This window comes from Haloplanus natans DSM 17983, assembly GCF_000427685.1.
GTDB classification, from domain to species: domain Archaea; phylum Halobacteriota; class Halobacteria; order Halobacteriales; family Haloferacaceae; genus Haloplanus; species Haloplanus natans.
This window is the reverse complement of the sequence record NZ_KE386573.1, coordinates 1,700,078-1,715,445: the sequence shown is the minus strand read 5'-3', so window position 1 is coordinate 1,715,445 and position 15,368 is coordinate 1,700,078. Positions and strand designations below refer to the sequence as shown.

Here is a 15,368-nt window from a genome sequence, read left to right as displayed (position 1 = left end):
AACCCGCGGATCGGCCGGCCCGCTCTACGCCGCCGCTTCGTCCGCGAACCGGTCGTCGTACTCGCCGTCGTCGATGCGCTCTTTGAACTGCCGGGGGTCGTTGCCCTCGATGGTGACACCCAGCGTGACACAGGTGCCGACGACTTCCTTCGCGGCGTTTTTCAGGTCGTACGCGAGCAGGTCGGACTGCTTTTGCTCGGCGATTTTCGTGACCTGTTCGACGGTGAGGTCGGCGACGAAGGTCTCCTGGGGTTCGCCGCTGCCCGTCTCGAAGCCGGCTTCGTCCTTGATCAACTCGGCCGTCGGCGGGACGCCCACCTCGATGGTAAAGGAGCCGTCGTCCTCGTACTCGACGGTGATCGGGACTTCCATGCCGTCGAACGCCGCCGTCTCGTCGTTGATCTGCTGTACGACGGCCTGCACGTCGACCGGCGTCGGGCCGAGTTCAGGCCCGAGCGGCGGGCCAGGGGTGGCCTCGCCGCCGGGAACGAGCACTTCGATAGTTCCAGCCATACCGAATCAAACCCGGGGCCGACTTTTAACGGTTTTCTTTCGGTTCACGGGTGTGTCCCCCGGTCACAGGGGCGCTGCTGATCAGATATCGACTGCGAACGAATCGACCGATCCTGCCCGCACCGCTATCGCGCCGAGCAGCGTCGCCAGGCGGTCCAGGTCGGTCGCATCGATCACCTCGACCGGCGTGTGCATATAGCGGTTCGGCAGGCTGACGTTCAGCGCCGGAATCCCGCCCGCGGCGACGAAGAAGGCGTCCGCGTCCGTCCCCGTTCGGCTCCCGGCCGCCTGCAACTGCACGTCGACCCCCGCGTCCCCGGCGGCCGCACGCGCCATCTCGACCAGCACCGGGTGGTTGGCGCTGCCCCGTGTGAGCACCGGCCCGGCCCCGAGTTCGACCGGACCGCGCTTCTTGTCGGGCACCCCCGGCGAATCCGTCGCGTGGGTCACGTCCACCGCGACGACGGCGTCGGGGGCGAGGTCGGCCCCGATCATCCGCGCGCCCTGCAGGCCAACCTCCTCTTGGATCGTCGAGACGGCGTACACCGTCGCGTCGGCGTCGGCCTCGACCGCACGGCGGAGGCCCTCCGCGGCCGCCCAGACGCCGATCCGGTTGTCCATGCCGCGGGCCGCGATTCGCGATCCGTGGAGGTCCTGGACCGTCGCCGAGACGGTCACCGGGTCACCGACCGACACCAGCGACTCGGCCGCCTCGCCGTCCGTGGCCCCCACGTCGACGTACTGCTCCCCGATGTCGTCGTAGGTCTCTTCGCCGCTCTCGCGCAGGTGGATCGCGGTCTGTCCGACGACGCCGGGGACGGGGTCGTCGGCGTGAATCGTCACGTGCTGTCCTTTCGAGACGGTGCGGTCTGCGCCGCCGATGGACCCGATGCGGACGAAGCCGTCGTCGTCGATGCGGCGGACGATGTAGCCCACCTCGTCGGCGTGGCCGGCGAGGGCGAGTTCCATCCCGTTGCCCTCGTGGACCGCGACGGCGTTGCCGTAGTCGTCGGTCCATACGTCGTCGGCGAACTCGCTCACGTAGTCGAGCCAGACGCGTTGACCGCGCGTCTCGAACCCCGACGGACTCGGCGTCCCCAGCAGACGGTCCAGAAACGCTCGGCGCTCCGGTTTCAGTACCATACTCTGGCGTACGCGAGCGCGGGCAAGAAGCCAGCGGTCGCGACGGTAGCGGGCCGCCGGACCGTCGTGGCGACAGTCACGATAAACGTGATCAGTCGCCGTGCCGCGTCACACACGTCGACAGCCCCGTCACTTCCACCGGCTCGGAGTTATCGGGCGAGTAGACTACCATCTGCCCTTTCGACATGTACGGCACCTTGTCCTCCAGTTTCGGCGGGATGTTGACGCTGCTGATGGCATCCTCGTCGCCAAGATTGAGGACGAGTTTCGTGTTCACCTGCTTGAACACCGACTCCGCCACGTCCTGTGGGTCCTGGGTGATGAGAAAGAGGCCGAGCCGTTCTTTCCGGCCCTGCTTGGCCGCCTCGGTGAACTTCGAGATGACCTTCCGGGCCTGCACGCTCTCCGCGTCCGTGAGGAAGTTGTGCGCCTCGTCCATCCCCAGGATCAGCGGCGTCTCCTTGATCCGGTCGTACGCCGGGTCGTTCGACAGTTTCTCGTCGACCAGCAGGCTGGCGACGGCGAGGACGACCAGTTCCGTCGCCCGCGAGTCGTTGACGTGGTAGGTCGGCACCACGGTCAGCCCGCCGGGGCGGACGAGTTCGTGCACCTGCTCCGTCACCGGCCGCGCGTCCTGATCGAAGACGCGGCGGAACGCGCTGCCGAGCGCCCGACGGCGGACGGCGTCGAAGGTGGCCTCGTGGACCCGTCCGGACTCGTCGAGTTCCTCGCGGAGCGCCGGGTCGTCGAGATACGTCGTGAACTCGTCGTAGGTTCCCCCGGCGCCGTAGTCGTCGAAAAAGCGCCCGAGCAGGTAGTCGAGCGCCTGATACTGGTTGTCGTTGAGTCGGGCGCCCGCGACCAGCCACGGCCGCCGCCGGACCATACTGAACGGGACGGTGAACGGAACCTGCTCGGCGCGGTGGCCGCCGCCGCCGTACGACGAGCCGTCGACTTCGGGGACGAACGCGACGGTGTCCTCGTGCCCGCCGCGGGCGACCCCCTCCCGGTCGAGGCGGCGGGCGACGCCGTCGGTCATGTCGGGGTTGTCGTCGTGCATCGCCGCGTACTCGTCTTGCGGGTCGAACTGGACCACCGCCGTCGACACCTCGCGACCGTCGTCCATCGGGTAGGCCGAGTCGAGATACTGCCGGAGGACGTTCTTCGAGGCGTGGGTCTTCCCCGACCCCGTACCGCCCGCGACGAGCGTGTGCCGAAAGACGAGGGGGTCGCCGTCGGCGTAGTCGTCTTTCAGCCGATAGTCGATGGTCGGCGGGGACGCCGCCGTCCGCACCGTCTCGCCGCCGACCGAGAGATGTCCGAGGAAGATTCCGTTCGAGGGGATGGCCAATCCGGTCTTGATCTCCTCGGCGTCCGTCGCCTCGCCCACGACGGCGCCGGGTTTCGGCACGCGGTCGGTCATCCGCCGTTGCAGGTCGTCACCTTCGGAGAAGAGCACCGCCACCGGCTCCAGCGACGCGACGAACTTGTAGTCCCGTTCGGTGAAGTCCTCGCGGCGCATCGCTCGCCGGGCGTGAATCTCCGTGGCGTCGTCGGCCTCGAACTCCTGGGCGTACTCCAGCGCCGTGATCCGACAGAACAGCGTCTCCTCGTCCGGGTACGGCACGAGGAGATACTTCCCCAGCCGAACCGACTCGCGGTTGTCGCTGGTGATGAACGCCCTCAGCGTCGTCTCGTCGCCGTCCTCGGCGACGCGGAGGCCCTGCGAGACGGCGACGGAGCCGAGCCCCCGATCCGAGCCGGCGGGCGACACGTCGTAGGACTCGAAGTCGTCCGCCTCGGTCGACGGGTCGTCCGGTTCGGGGTCGGTCTCGGTGTCGGTAGCGTCGGCATCGCCATCGGTAGAGAACTCGGTGAAATCGCCGAGGTCGGACATACCCGTACCACGGCAATGGGCGTGAAACCCCTTTCGGCGACCCGGCGGTGGATACAAAAAGAACTTGTCGCTGTGGCCAGTCGGGACGCGTATGAAGGCCATCGTGCTGGCCGGGGGTTACGCGACGCGACTCTGGCCGATTACCAAGCATCGGCCCAAGATGTTTCTCCCGGTCGGCGACTCGACGGTCATCGACACCGTCTTCGAGGATCTCGAAGCCGACGACCGCATCTCCGAAGTGTACGTCAGCACCAACGAGCGGTTCGCCGACGAGTTCGAATCGTATCTGGCCGACACGGAGTTCGAGAAGCCGACACTCTCCGTCGAGGACACGACGGGAGAAGACGAGAAGTTCGGCGTCGTCGGCGCGCTTGCCCAACTCATCGACCGCGAGGGCGTCGACGAGGATCTGGTCGTCGTCGCCGGTGACAACCTCATCAGCTTCGACGTGGCCGAGTTCGTCGACTTCTTCGAGGCCAAGCGCACCCCCGCCATCGCCGCCTACGACGTGGGGTCGAAAGAGCGGGCGCGGTCGTACGGACTCGTCGAACTCGACGGTGACCGCGTCGTCGACTTCCAGGAGAAACCCGACGACCCCAAGAGCACGCTCGTCTCCATCGCCTGCTACGCGTTTCCCACCGAGACGCTCCCGCTGTTCGAGGAGTATCTCGACGCGGGCGAGAACCCCGACGAACCCGGCTGGTTCATCCAGTGGATGCAGTCGCGGCAACCGGTCCACGCCTTCACCTTCGACGGCGCGTGGTTCGACATCGGCACGCCCGAGAGCTATCTCGACGCCGTCGCCTGGCATCTCGGCGGCGACACGCGCGTCCACCCCACCGCGACCGTCGAGAACGCCGAACTCCACGGGAACGTCCACGTGATGGCCGGCGCCGACGTGATCGACTCGACGCTCGAACGCACCGTCGTCTTCCCCAACGCCGCCATCCGCGACGCCGACGTGCGCGGATCGATCATCGACGAGGAGACCCGGATCGAGAACCTCGACCTCGCGGACGCGCTCATCGGCGCGCACTCGACGATGACGAACGGCGACTAGCAGTGGACGGCCGCCGGCCCGACCGCGGGCTGTGTGATCTCTATCTCCGCGAGCACCGCGCTCTCGCCGTCGCCGGGTCGGTGGACGAATCGGTAGGTTTCCCCCTCACAGGCGGGGTTCAGCGCCGCGTCGCTCCCGAACCCGTCGACGTGTGCGTAATCGCCCGCAGTCAGCGGGCCGCTGGTCGTCCACACCGCGTCCCACCGAACCTCGTTGCCCGAACTGTCGACGATGTAGAAGTCCTCCCCGACCACGATTTCCCCGCCTTCGAGGGTCAATAGGACGTACGGACGGTCGTTCGTGTTGCCGTCGCCGTCGGCGTGGAACTCGGTGCTGTAACTGTACTGTGGCGTCGGGTCAGCCGGCGGTTCGAGACCCAACAGGAGGCTACCGAGCACCGCGGCCAGTACGACGACGAGCGCAAGGGTGAGGGCGACGCCGACGACCGGCGATATCGCGCGGCCATCCCGATGGAGAGGTTCGGACATACGGCCCCGTTCGGCCGGCACGGATATAACGTCACTCCAGCCACGCGTCCGTTACCCGCAGGTGGCCGCGCGACTCCTCCCACACCCGCTCCCACGCCAGTTCGATGGGGCGGTCCATGTGTGGCCCGTCCGTTACCAGCGTCTCGAACTCCCCGCCTTCGCCGAGGGGGTGGACCCCGTACCGTTCGTTCAGGGCGACGAGTTCGTCGAGTGCGCCGGCGTCGAGGCTGCGACCGAGCCAGGACTCGTCGAGGCCGGCAGCTGCGACCTGTACGATCAGAATTTCGAAACCAGCGTCGAGCATCTCCTCGGCCAGCCGTACCGGATCACGCTGCCAGAGTGGGGCGTAGAGGTCGATTCCCAACCGCTCGCACATCGCCTCGATGCGACTCGTCTGGAACTCGCTCTCGACGGCGCCGGCGGTGACGCCCACGAGATCGATCTCGGCCGCCAACTCGCCGAGCGCCGCCTCCAGCGGTTCGAGTTCGGCGTCGCCCTGTGCCGCCGAATCGGTCGCCGCCTCGGCACCGAGGTTACCCGGATCGACTTCGAGGAGGTCGATCCCGATACTCTCGGCCGCCAGCGCCGCGAGGTTCGTCGCCGGGACGTGATACATATAGGAGTCGTCGCCGGGGTGGACGGTCACGAGTCGCGTCACGTTCAGGCCGTCTTCGAGCGCGCGATACAGCGCCCACGAGGAGTCCTTGCCGCCGGAAAAGAGGCTCGCCCATTGATCGGTCATTACCGGTGTGAGGCGAGGCGAGGGGTTAGGGGCTGTGGTTCGGCGTCCCGGCGTCTCGGCGCGGTCGAGCGAGTCGACACTCGCTACATGTAGCCCAGGTCACGGAGGCGCTCCATGAGGTCCTCCTTGTCCTGGGCGCGGCCGGCGCGTTCGGTCGTGTTCGCCATATCCTGGAGCCACGCGGGCTCCTCGTCGGACTTCTCGGTGCTGACCTCGCTCCCGAGTGACCGGAAGCCGGCGAAGTACTTCGGGCTGACGGGGATGTCGTCCTGCGTGAGTCCGTTGGGCAGGTCGTCGGCGCCCTGGGGGACGTAGCCGTCGTCCGGGAAGTCCGCGACCGTATCCGGAACGACGTAGTTCCAGAAGGCGTCCCACACGTCCGGTTCAGCGAACTGCAGGATCGGCTGGATGCGGTCGTGGGGCGGGTAGATGTCGGGGTCGTGACGCGGACTGAAGAACGTCTCGTCCGCGCGCGCCTCCTGTTCGTCCCAGCGAACGCCGGAGATGACGCCGTCGATGTCGTACTCCTCCAGCGCGTCGTTGAGCGCGACGGTTTTCAGCAGGTGGTTGCCCACGTAGGTGTCGAGCAGGAACGGGAAGGTGTCTTCCTCGTACTCGAGGATGTTGCGAACGTGGTGCTGGTTGTGTTCGGACAGGTCCGCGATGGGGATGTCGTCGCCCGGTTCGAGGCCGTGTTCCTCGATGTACGCGCCCACGTCCTCGTTTTTCGCGTAGATCACGTCGAGGTCCCACTCCTCGGCCCAGTGGGCCACGAAGTCGTGGATGGCGTCGAAATGCTGGTAGTGGTCGATGAACACCGCGGGCGGCGTCTCGAGGCCGAACTGCTCGGCGACCTCCTTGATGAAATACAGGGTGAGCGTCGAGTCCTTACCACCGGTCCACATCACAGCGGGGTTCTCGTACTGTTCCAAGCCCGCGCGGGTGACCGCGATGGCCTTCTCGATCTTGTCCTCGAGCGTCGGATAGTCGTCCGGGGTCTCGCCCTCGCCGTCCGTGTAGTCGACGTCGAGGTAGTCGGGGAACTCGTTCATCGTCTAATTATATGTCATTAGCCCCCGGCAAGTAGCTTTTGACTCCGACTGACGTTGCGGCCATCTCGGGGGCGTGATAGTGTTTACTGTAACTGGGTACCGGTGGGTCGCCGACCCGTCCTGGCGACCCACCGGGAATGACTTACACTAAACCGTATGAATCGTCGAAAACGGGGAGTCGCGATTACTCGTCGTCGCCGTCTTTCATCTCGCCGAGCTGGTCGATCAGGTCGTCGGTCGACGCGTCCGTCTCGAAGGTGACCGTCCCCTCGTGGTCGTTCTCGTGGACGGCGACGCCCTCACCGTCGTCGTCGGTGTCGACGTTCTGGTTCTCCTGTTCGGATTCGTCGTAGCTCCCAAAACCCATACCGACCAGTTGGTGGCCCCCGGATTAAAGGGTCCGGTACGACGCCGCCGTGGAGTCCGATACCCTCACGCACGGCGCTCCGAAACACGGTCGTATGCGGACACCGCGCCGACCGCTCGTCCTTCGTCACGGAACGAGGCGAGCGAGCCGATAGACACGCCGGATTCGAGGTGGCCCCGACGGGCCGGTGACCGAACTGGAAGACACCCGGCCCGGATTCCGGCGGCGACACGGCGAACGACCCGGCGTGTGAGATGGGTCGCGGGGCGGACCCGGCCGTCGTCGACACGGCCACGGCGGTCCGTATGCGGCGTCGCCGGCGAAAAAACGCGTTCGCTAGCTGATGAACTGGTTGTCCCGCCAGTTCACGCCGTTTTTCTCGGCCTGGGACTGGCTGGGGTTCTCGACGACTTCGACGGAGGCGGGGCGGTCCTCGCCCTCGACGATCCGTGTCGCCGTGAGTTCGTCGTCCTCCTCGACGATGGCGGTGAGCGTCCCCTTCTCGGCCATCCGGGCGATGTCCCGGAGCACGAGGAACATGGGGTACTGGAGCGCGGTGTTCTGAAGCACCGTCTCGCGGTCGCCTTTGAAGCAGGCGAACTCGACGAGTTCGGAGGGAATCTCCTCCTCTTCCTCCTGCCACGGCCCGCCGGCGCGTGGCGGCTCCTCCTCGTACACTCGCGTCTCGGTGACGCTCGCTTTCAGCTGGGCGGTGGGAGTGTACTTGCTCAAGTTCTCGTCTTCCGAGACGGCCTTGAGGATGAGCGTGTTGTTTCGTCGGGTGAGGGTTACGTCGGCGATTTCGGGGGGGAGATCGGGGTCCCCCTCGAAGTAGTCCTGCACGTCTTCGAGTGGCAGTTCGAGCGTCGAATGGAGTCGATATACGCGGCCTGACATAGTTTGTTCTCGGCGAAGGTGGCACCACTACGCCCGTCTACCGGACTGTACGGGGCGTATGCTTATATGACCTGCTGTTCGCATTGGACGACGAACAGGTCGGGCTACTCGCCCGCGAGCGTCGCCTCGAGTTCGCCTCGCTCGTCGAGTTCCGCGAGGACGTCGCTCCCGCCGACGAACTCGCCCTCGACGTACGTCTGTGGCGTCGTCTCCCACCCGCTGTGGGACTCGAGGGCCTCGCGGAACTCCGGCAGCGCCGGGAGCACGTCGACCGTCTCGAAGTCGTCGACGTACTGATCGATCAGTTCGAGCGCGCGCTGGGAGTAGCCACACTGGGGCATGAGCCGATTGCCCTTCATGAACAGGACGACGTCGTTGTCCTCGATGGCGGCGTCGACTCGCTCCTGCACGGTCTCGGCGTCGAGGTCGCTCCCGGGTTGGAACGTCATACCTGCACGTATGACGCCGCGAGTAAAATGGGTTGCGCACCGTCGACACCGGCGTCGGGTACCTGGCACCGACCCTCGCTCGGTCGCTTCCGAGTCCGCCAACGACGCCGCCCCTACTCCGGCGGCCTCTCAGCCAACGACGCCGCCCCTACTCCGGCGGCCTCTCAGCCAACGACGCCGCCCCTACTCCGGCGGCCTCTCAGTCAACGACGCCGCCCGACCCGTATACCCCGCCGGCGTCAACGCCCGAAGCTCCTCGCGCACCGACTCGTCCACGTCCAGGTCGTCGAACAGCGCCCGGAAGTCCTCGATCGTGACCCGCTCGCCACGCGTGAGGTCCTTCACGCGCTCGTAGGCCTCGGTGTCGCCCTCGCGGCGCAGGATCGTCTGGACCGCCTCGCCGATCACTTCGGGCGTCGCCTCCAGTTCCTCGCGCATCACCCGCTCGTTCGGGACGACCTTCCCGAGGCCGGCTTCCGTTTTTCGGTAGGCGATGAGGCAGTGACCGAGCGCGGCGCCCACGTTCCGCTTGACCGTCGAATCCGAGAGGTCGCGCTGGAGCCGCGAGGTGGTCACGTAGTCGGCCAGGAAGGTCAGATCGGAGTTGGCCTTCGAGAGGTTGCCCTCGCTGTTCTCGAAGTCGATGGGGTTGACCTTGTGGGGCATCGTCGACGACCCCGTCTCGCCCTCGACGGCCCGCTGGCCGAGGTAGCGATCCGAGACGTAGAGCCACGCGTCCCGGTCTAGGTCGAGAAGGACGTTGTTGACGCCGCGGAACGCGTCGAACAGGGTGGCCAGGTCGTCACAGGGGTTGACCTGTGTCGAAAGCGGCGTGTGGTCGAGGCCGAGGTCGGTCACGAACTCGCGGGCGACGGCCGGCCAGTCCACGTCGGGGTAGGCCGCGACGTGAGCAGCGTAGGTGCCCGAGGCGCCGGCGAGTTTGCCCGAGAGGCCGTCCGCCGCGTCGCGAACCCGCCCCATCGTCCGCCCGAGGCGGGCGGCGACGACGGCCATCTCCTTCCCGAACGTCGTCGGCGTCGCCGGTTGGCCGTGCGTCCGGGCGAGCATCGGCGTCTCCCGGTACTCCCGAGCCAGCGTTGTAAGTTCGTCTCGCACTTCCGCGAGCGCGGGAAGCAGTACGTCTTCGACGGCCGGTTCGAGCAGGAGGCGGTGTGCGAGGTTGTTCACGTCCTCGCTGGTCAGGCCGAAATGTATCCAGGGGTGAAGCGACTCGCGAGTCCGCGTCCGCAGGAAGTACTCCACCGCTTTCACGTCGTGATTGGTCGCGCTGTAGCCGTCGGCGCCCTCGGTTTCGAGGCGCTTGATCAGGCGGGCGTCCTCGGCGTCGAAGGCGTCGTAGCAGTCGCGCAGGGCCTCGCGTTCCGCGCCGTCGATGGCGATGGGCGTCGCATCGAGGTCGGCAAGCGTGAGCAGATACTCGACTTCGACGCGAACCCGGGCCCGCATGAGCGCCGACTCGCTGGCGTAGGGAACCAGCGGTTCGGTGTAGCGCGCGTAGCGCCCGTCGAGCGGCGAGACGGCCGCGAGCGGGTCGCTCCGTGGCAGATCCGTCATGGGCGGGAGTGTCCGGGGACGACTCAAAAGCGTACCGGTCCCCCGCTTCACGGGAGCGGTCGCTCTTCGTGTCCCATCCCGACCTACCACGTCCGAATCGGGGGTTGCGGGCGGGAGGTGCTCCCACCTCGTTCGGGCTATCGTTCTCGGATGGGATTCATTCCGGATCGTCCGGTAAGCAGGTGACACCGACGGAAACGGAAGGGCCAGTCAGACTGCCGCTTACCGTGATGGAGTAGCTCTCGATACGGTCGTGTCTGGTGACCTCCTCCATTCGATCTTGTAGCGCCTCGATCCAAGTCACCAGCGTGTCGACTCTCGTATCCGAAACGTCCTCTTCGCCTGCGAACTCGACGTCCCCGCTACCGAAATGCTCGTCCGCGTACTTGTTGAACGCCAGAACGTGGGTCTGGAGTTCGGGGACAGTCTCCGCCTCTGCCATCCGTTCCAGTAGAATATCCATCGAATCGTCCATTGGGTGATTCGGACACCCCTTGGATTGTATCTCGGATCAATCTTTCTCCGATTTACGGAGGATTTCCAGAGCGTCAGCCGCGTTGAGCCGGTTGTACGTGGTATGGTCCGTGTATACGGTGTCGCTTCCGGAAAGAACTGCACTCCGAACCCGGTCCGACACCGTGGCCGTCGTGTCCATACTCCGCAGTCGGGCCACGACACCCGCCACGATCGGTGCCGCGAAACTGGTGCCCATTGCGAATGCGGCTTGTCCCTCGGACCGATCCGCAAAGTCGGGTTTCTGGGCAGGTGCCAGAAGCTCCGGATTACCCCGGTAAGACTGGATATTGTGCTCGTACGGAATTTCAGTGCGATTATTTTGACAGTCGTTACTACCGACCTCGCACCCTTTGAAACTGCAGTACGGGCCCTGTCTGTCGTAGGGTACGGACTCGATGTCTTCCGTATCCACCCAGATCCGTCTATCGTTTATGACTCGTTCGACAGATCCCAGACACGCGTTCGTGACACCTCCGACGGAAATCGTCTCCTCGGTTAGCGCAGGGCAAAGGACGTGTTCGTATCGCCGGTTGGCGTGTTCGTTTCCGATCGCCGCAACCACCGAGGTGTCGTTCCGATGGAGTGCAGCGATCGGTCCATCGAATACGCATTTTTGACAGAACGTATGCAGTCTTCCCAGCGATAAATTGACCACGTCGATCCCGTCGTCGATCGCCTGTCCGATCGCCTGCTTGATTATGTCGTTTCCGGCCACGCTGTCGACGTTCGTCGGTTTCCCCTCTCTCACGTCGGGTTCGCCGGGCGGTTTTCACCCGGTATAAATGGAAGCGAGCGTCCGGAACCAGAGCATGTAGAATGTCGAAGGTCAGGTAGCCGTGATACCACTCTTTTTGTTGCTCGTTACCCCGATGCGAGAGATCATGTTGTCCCTCAATCTTCGATTCGAGTGGATCGTCTGCTGGCAGTGCATAGAGGCTATCGACGATTGCAATATCAATTCCCTCTCCCCTAGAGGGCACCTCGTCTAGTCTAAGGAGTTGCCTGTAGGATTGATTAGTAGCCTGACAGAGTGCGTCGTAACTGTCAATCCAGGGGGAAGTATTCGTTAGTTTCCCTCGGTGGCTAGTTCGATATCCCCCTCGGCGTTAAGCGTATAAACATCGTCTCGCTTATAAAGAGGGCGGACCTCAGTCTCTGGAACCGTGGCATCCAGTTGACCGAAACGGTCGGTGTTATGAACCAAACCTCCGGCGTCTTCGATCGCGTTTCTGATGTCCCCAGGGTCACCGGTAACGCTTACCGTTAGTCGAATAGATTCGCCACGATGAGGCCCAGACAGGACATCAGAAACGCTACGACTCATACGGCACAATTAGGTGAATCTGTCTTATGAATCTTTTGTAACAAATACGTTATTATCGATCACCTCGAGGCCGTACAGAGAGTCGCAACTGTTTTTCCCTCGCGCGAACCTCCCTCGATCATGATACGACTCGCAGGGCTCGCCGGCAATCGCGGACGGAACCTCATGCACATCGCGGATCTGGCGCCCGGCGGCGCCGAGGTGGCGGCGGTCCTCACGGACCACGAGTCCGCGCCGGTGCTCTCGGCGGCCGCCGACCGCGGCATCCCGACCGAAGTCGTCGAACGCGGCGACGACACTCGCGCCGACCACGAGGCACGGGTGCTCGACCACCTCGACGACTACGAGTTCGATCTGGTCTGTATGGACGGGTACATGCGCGTCCTCTCGTCGGACGTGCTCGACGCCCTGCCCACCGTCCTCAACGTCCACCCCTCCCTGCTCCCGGCGTTCCGTGGCGAGGACGCCCACCAGCAGGCACTCGACGCGGGCGTCCGCACCACGGGCTGTACGGTCCACGTCGCCACGGAGGAACTCGACGCCGGCCCCATCGTCACTCAGGAGGCGGTGCCCGTCTACGAGGGCGACGACGCCGACGACCTGAAACGCCGCGTCCTTCACGAGGCGGAGTTCAAGGCCTACCCGCGCGCAGTGAAGTGGTTCGCGGAGGATCGAGTCACCGTCGACGACGGCGAGGTGCGTGTCGAGGGCGACGACGCTGGGCAGTTCCCCACCCGCCGCGTCGTCTCCGACGATCGGAGCCGGACGCTTCGCTACGGTGAGAATCCCCACCAGGAGGCGGCGCTCTACGCCGACGCCACGAGCGACGAGGCGAGTGTCGTCGGCGCCCCCCAACTGAACGAGGGGGCGAAGGCGCTCTCGTACAACAACTACAACGACGCCGACGCGGCGCTCGACCTGATCCGGGAGTTCGAGGAACCGGCCGCGGCGGTCATCAAACACACCAACCCGGCGGGGTGTGCGACGGCCGACTCGCTCGTCCGGGCCTACGACGACGCCCTCGCGACCGACGCGATGAGCGCGTTCGGCGGTATCGTTGCACTGAACCGCCCCTGTGACGCCGAGACGGCCGACTCCATCGTCGAGTCGTTCAAGGAAGTCGTCGTTGCGCCCGGCTACACCGACGGCGCCCTCGACGTACTGACCGAGACGGAGAACCTCCGGGTCCTCGACGTGGGCGAGTTGAGCGAGCGGACGGGGACGCTGACGGAGAAGCCCCTGACTGGCGGCCGTCTCGTCCAAGAGCGCGACGACTGGACACCGACCCGAGACGACCTCGAAATCGTCACGGAGCGCGACCCCACCGACGAGGAGATAGAGACGATGCTGTTCGCGTGGCGGACGCTGAAACACGTCAAATCGAACGCCATCCTGTTCGCGTCGGGGACGGAGACGGTCGGCATCGGGATGGGACAGGTCAGCCGCGTCGACGCCGTGCGGCTGGCGGCGATGAAAACGGAGGAACACGCCGAGGGGAAAGACGCTCAGGGTGCGGTGATGGCCTCGGACGCCTTCTTCCCGTTCCCGGACGGGGTGGAGGAGGCGGCGAAATCCGGCGTTTCGGCCGTCGTCCAACCCGGCGGCTCCGTCAACGACGAGGACGTGATCGCCGCCGCCGACGAGCACGATATGGCGATGGCGTTCACCGGAACGCGGTGCTTCCGGCACGATTAGTGCCGGAAGCCAGCAGGTCGAACGAAGTGAGTCCTGCACGACTTTAGACACGACTGAAGGGAGTGTCTAACGCTCACGGGGCGAGCGAAGCGAGTTCCGTGGCGCCTCCGGTACGACTAGTCGTACGGACGACCCGCGCGCGGGCAGCCCGTCGGTTATCGACCCTGATAGTCGGTGGGGAATCACTAACACGTCGGCGGATCGATCGATGGTAAGATGCGAGCGGTGGATGATCCGATAACCGTCCTGTGTGTGAACGACGACCCCGACTTGCTGGAGCTGTTACGGACGGGGCTCGAACAGGAGGACGAGCGGCTGACCGTGCGAACGGCGGCCTCGGCGCAGACGGGGCTGGTGGCGTTCGAGGACGACGACGTCGACTGCATCGTGAGCGATCATCATATGCCGGATATGACCGGCGTCGAGTTCCTGCGGGCCGTTCGCGAGGTGGAGCCGGAGCTTCCGTTCGTTCTGTTCACCGAGACTGGAACCGAAGTGGCCGCGAGCGAGGCGATTTCGGCGAACGTCACCGACTACATCATCCGGCAGACCATCGGAAACCAGCACGCACTCGTCGCGCAAAAAGTGATCTCGCACGTCGAGCATCGACGGATGGAAGCGCGCGCGGCGCGGGCGGACGAGCGACTTCACAAACTGGCCGAACTCTCGAACGACGTGCTCTGGATGTTCTCCCAAGACTGGTCGGAGCTACTCTTCGTCAACTCGGCGTACGAGGATCTCTTCGGCGAGTCGATCGATGCGCTCCGGGCCGATCCGTCGACGTTTCTCGACCGGGTTCACGAAGACGACCACGACCGGGTCCGACTGGCCATGAAGCGGGCGTCCGAAGGGACGAGCCAGCGGATCGAGTTCCGCGTCGAGCATCCATCCTCGGTTCGACTGTGGGTCGAATCTCACTGCAAGCCCGTGATCGGCACGGACGGGTCGGTCGAGCGGGTGACCGGGTTCACGCGCGATATCACACAGCGTAAAACCCGCGAGCAGGACCTCGCGAACCGGAACGAACAGCTCGATCAGTTCACCTCGACGATCGCACACGACCTTCGCAACCCCCTGAACGTCGCCGACGGCCATCTCGCGGTCGCCAGGCGAGAGTGCACGAGCAGCCATCTGAAGACGTCTGCGGAGGCCCTCGACCAGATGGAGGCCATGCTGTCGGATCTGCTCGCACTGGCGCGGACGGGCAACGCCGTTGGCGAGTATACGACGGTCGCCGTCGCCGATGTCGTGCGGGCGGGGCGAAACAGCGTCAGGACGGAGCAGTTGACGCTCGAAATCGACGACTCGGCGCGAATCAGATGTGATTCGAGCCGGTTGAAAGAGGCCGTGGAGAACGTCCTCCGGAACGCGGTCGAACACAACGACCGTCCGGTGACAGTGAGCGCGGGCGTCGTCCCCGACCGGAACGTGTTGTACATCGAGGACGACGGGGTCGGCATCCCCGAATCTCGACGGGAACGGGTGTTCGACAGCGGCTACACGACGCTCAATCGCGGGACCGGATTCGGGCTGTCGATCGTCGCGGAGATAGTCGAGGCCCACGACTGGACCGTCAGCGTCGACGCGGCTGCCACCGGCGGCGCCCGGTTCGAGATTGAGGGCGTCGAGTTCGTCGACGGGTAGCCGCAG

At 65.3% G+C, this 15,368-nt stretch carries 15 protein-coding genes; 3 read left to right on the top strand and 12 right to left on the bottom strand.

The annotated features are described in order from the left end of the window. Positions 1–24: 24 nt before the first annotated feature. The 3 genes from HALNA_RS10935 to HALNA_RS10925 form a co-directional block, all read right to left on the bottom strand. Positions 25–513 (bottom strand): 50S ribosomal protein L11, encoded by a 489-nt coding sequence (locus HALNA_RS10935; protein ID WP_049936412.1) that lies wholly within the window; start codon positions 511–513, stop codon positions 25–27. A gap of 81 nt (positions 514–594) precedes the next feature. Further along, the gene (locus tag HALNA_RS10930; protein WP_157573642.1) at positions 595–1,650 is read right to left on the bottom strand and encodes a zinc-binding metallopeptidase family protein; all 1,056 of its coding nucleotides are present in this window, start codon (positions 1,648–1,650) and stop codon (positions 595–597) included. Positions 1,651–1,747: 97 nt separating this feature from the next. Further along, entirely contained in the window at positions 1,748–3,553 is a 1,806-nt protein-coding gene (locus HALNA_RS10925) for an ATP-binding protein (protein WP_049936410.1), read from the bottom strand. A 91-nt stretch (positions 3,554–3,644) separates the two neighbouring features. Between HALNA_RS10925 and HALNA_RS10920 the strand changes: the two genes are divergently transcribed. Continuing rightward, positions 3,645–4,613: a nucleotidyltransferase family protein gene (locus tag HALNA_RS10920; protein WP_049936409.1), complete on the top strand. Its 969-nt coding sequence runs from the start codon at positions 3,645–3,647 to the stop codon at positions 4,611–4,613. On the opposite strand, the gene HALNA_RS10915 is transcribed toward HALNA_RS10920, so the two are convergent. From HALNA_RS10915 to HALNA_RS10875, 9 genes are all read right to left on the bottom strand, one after another. Continuing rightward, a complete protein-coding gene (locus tag HALNA_RS10915; protein WP_049936408.1) occupies positions 4,610–5,101 on the bottom strand; it encodes a type IV pilin in 492 nt (163 codons plus the stop codon). The two genes, HALNA_RS10920 and HALNA_RS10915, sit on opposite strands and share 4 nt — an antisense overlap. Before the next feature lie 31 nt (positions 5,102–5,132). Beyond that, entirely contained in the window at positions 5,133–5,843 is a 711-nt protein-coding gene (locus HALNA_RS10910; RefSeq protein WP_049936407.1) for a diphthine--ammonia ligase, read from the bottom strand. 83 nt (positions 5,844–5,926) lie between these two features. Further along, positions 5,927–6,895: a phosphoadenosine phosphosulfate reductase family protein gene (locus HALNA_RS10905; RefSeq protein WP_049936406.1), complete on the bottom strand. Its 969-nt coding sequence runs from the start codon at positions 6,893–6,895 to the stop codon at positions 5,927–5,929. A gap of 184 nt (positions 6,896–7,079) precedes the next feature. After that, entirely contained in the window at positions 7,080–7,262 is a 183-nt protein-coding gene (locus tag HALNA_RS10900; protein ID WP_049936405.1) for a DUF5786 family protein, read from the bottom strand. A gap of 336 nt (positions 7,263–7,598) precedes the next feature. Beyond that, positions 7,599–8,159 (bottom strand): DUF7110 family protein, encoded by a 561-nt coding sequence (locus HALNA_RS10895; RefSeq protein WP_049936404.1) that lies wholly within the window; start codon positions 8,157–8,159, stop codon positions 7,599–7,601. 104 nt (positions 8,160–8,263) lie between these two features. Continuing rightward, positions 8,264–8,608, bottom strand: coding sequence for a glutaredoxin family protein (locus HALNA_RS10890; RefSeq protein ID WP_049936403.1), 345 nt, complete (start codon positions 8,606–8,608; stop codon positions 8,264–8,266). A 183-nt stretch (positions 8,609–8,791) separates the two neighbouring features. After that, positions 8,792–10,183: an adenylosuccinate lyase gene (purB, locus tag HALNA_RS10885; protein ID WP_049936402.1), complete on the bottom strand. Its 1,392-nt coding sequence runs from the start codon at positions 10,181–10,183 to the stop codon at positions 8,792–8,794. Positions 10,184–10,340: 157 nt separating this feature from the next. Next, on the bottom strand, positions 10,341–10,658 hold the full coding sequence (locus HALNA_RS10880) for a hypothetical protein (protein WP_049936401.1): 318 nt from the start codon (positions 10,656–10,658) through the stop codon (positions 10,341–10,343). Between the two features lie 36 nt (positions 10,659–10,694). Further along, positions 10,695–11,447, bottom strand: a complete 753-nt coding sequence (locus tag HALNA_RS10875) for a S8 family serine peptidase (RefSeq protein ID WP_049936400.1) — start codon at positions 11,445–11,447, stop codon at positions 10,695–10,697. 696 nt (positions 11,448–12,143) lie between these two features. Between HALNA_RS10875 and purH the strand changes: the two genes are divergently transcribed. Further along, positions 12,144–13,718 (top strand): bifunctional phosphoribosylaminoimidazolecarboxamide formyltransferase/IMP cyclohydrolase, encoded by a 1,575-nt coding sequence (purH, locus tag HALNA_RS10870; protein ID WP_049936399.1) that lies wholly within the window; start codon positions 12,144–12,146, stop codon positions 13,716–13,718. Between the two features lie 216 nt (positions 13,719–13,934). Further along, positions 13,935–15,362 (top strand): ATP-binding response regulator, encoded by a 1,428-nt coding sequence (locus HALNA_RS10865; protein WP_084509987.1) that lies wholly within the window; start codon positions 13,935–13,937, stop codon positions 15,360–15,362. The last annotated feature ends 6 nt before the right edge of the window (positions 15,363–15,368 follow it).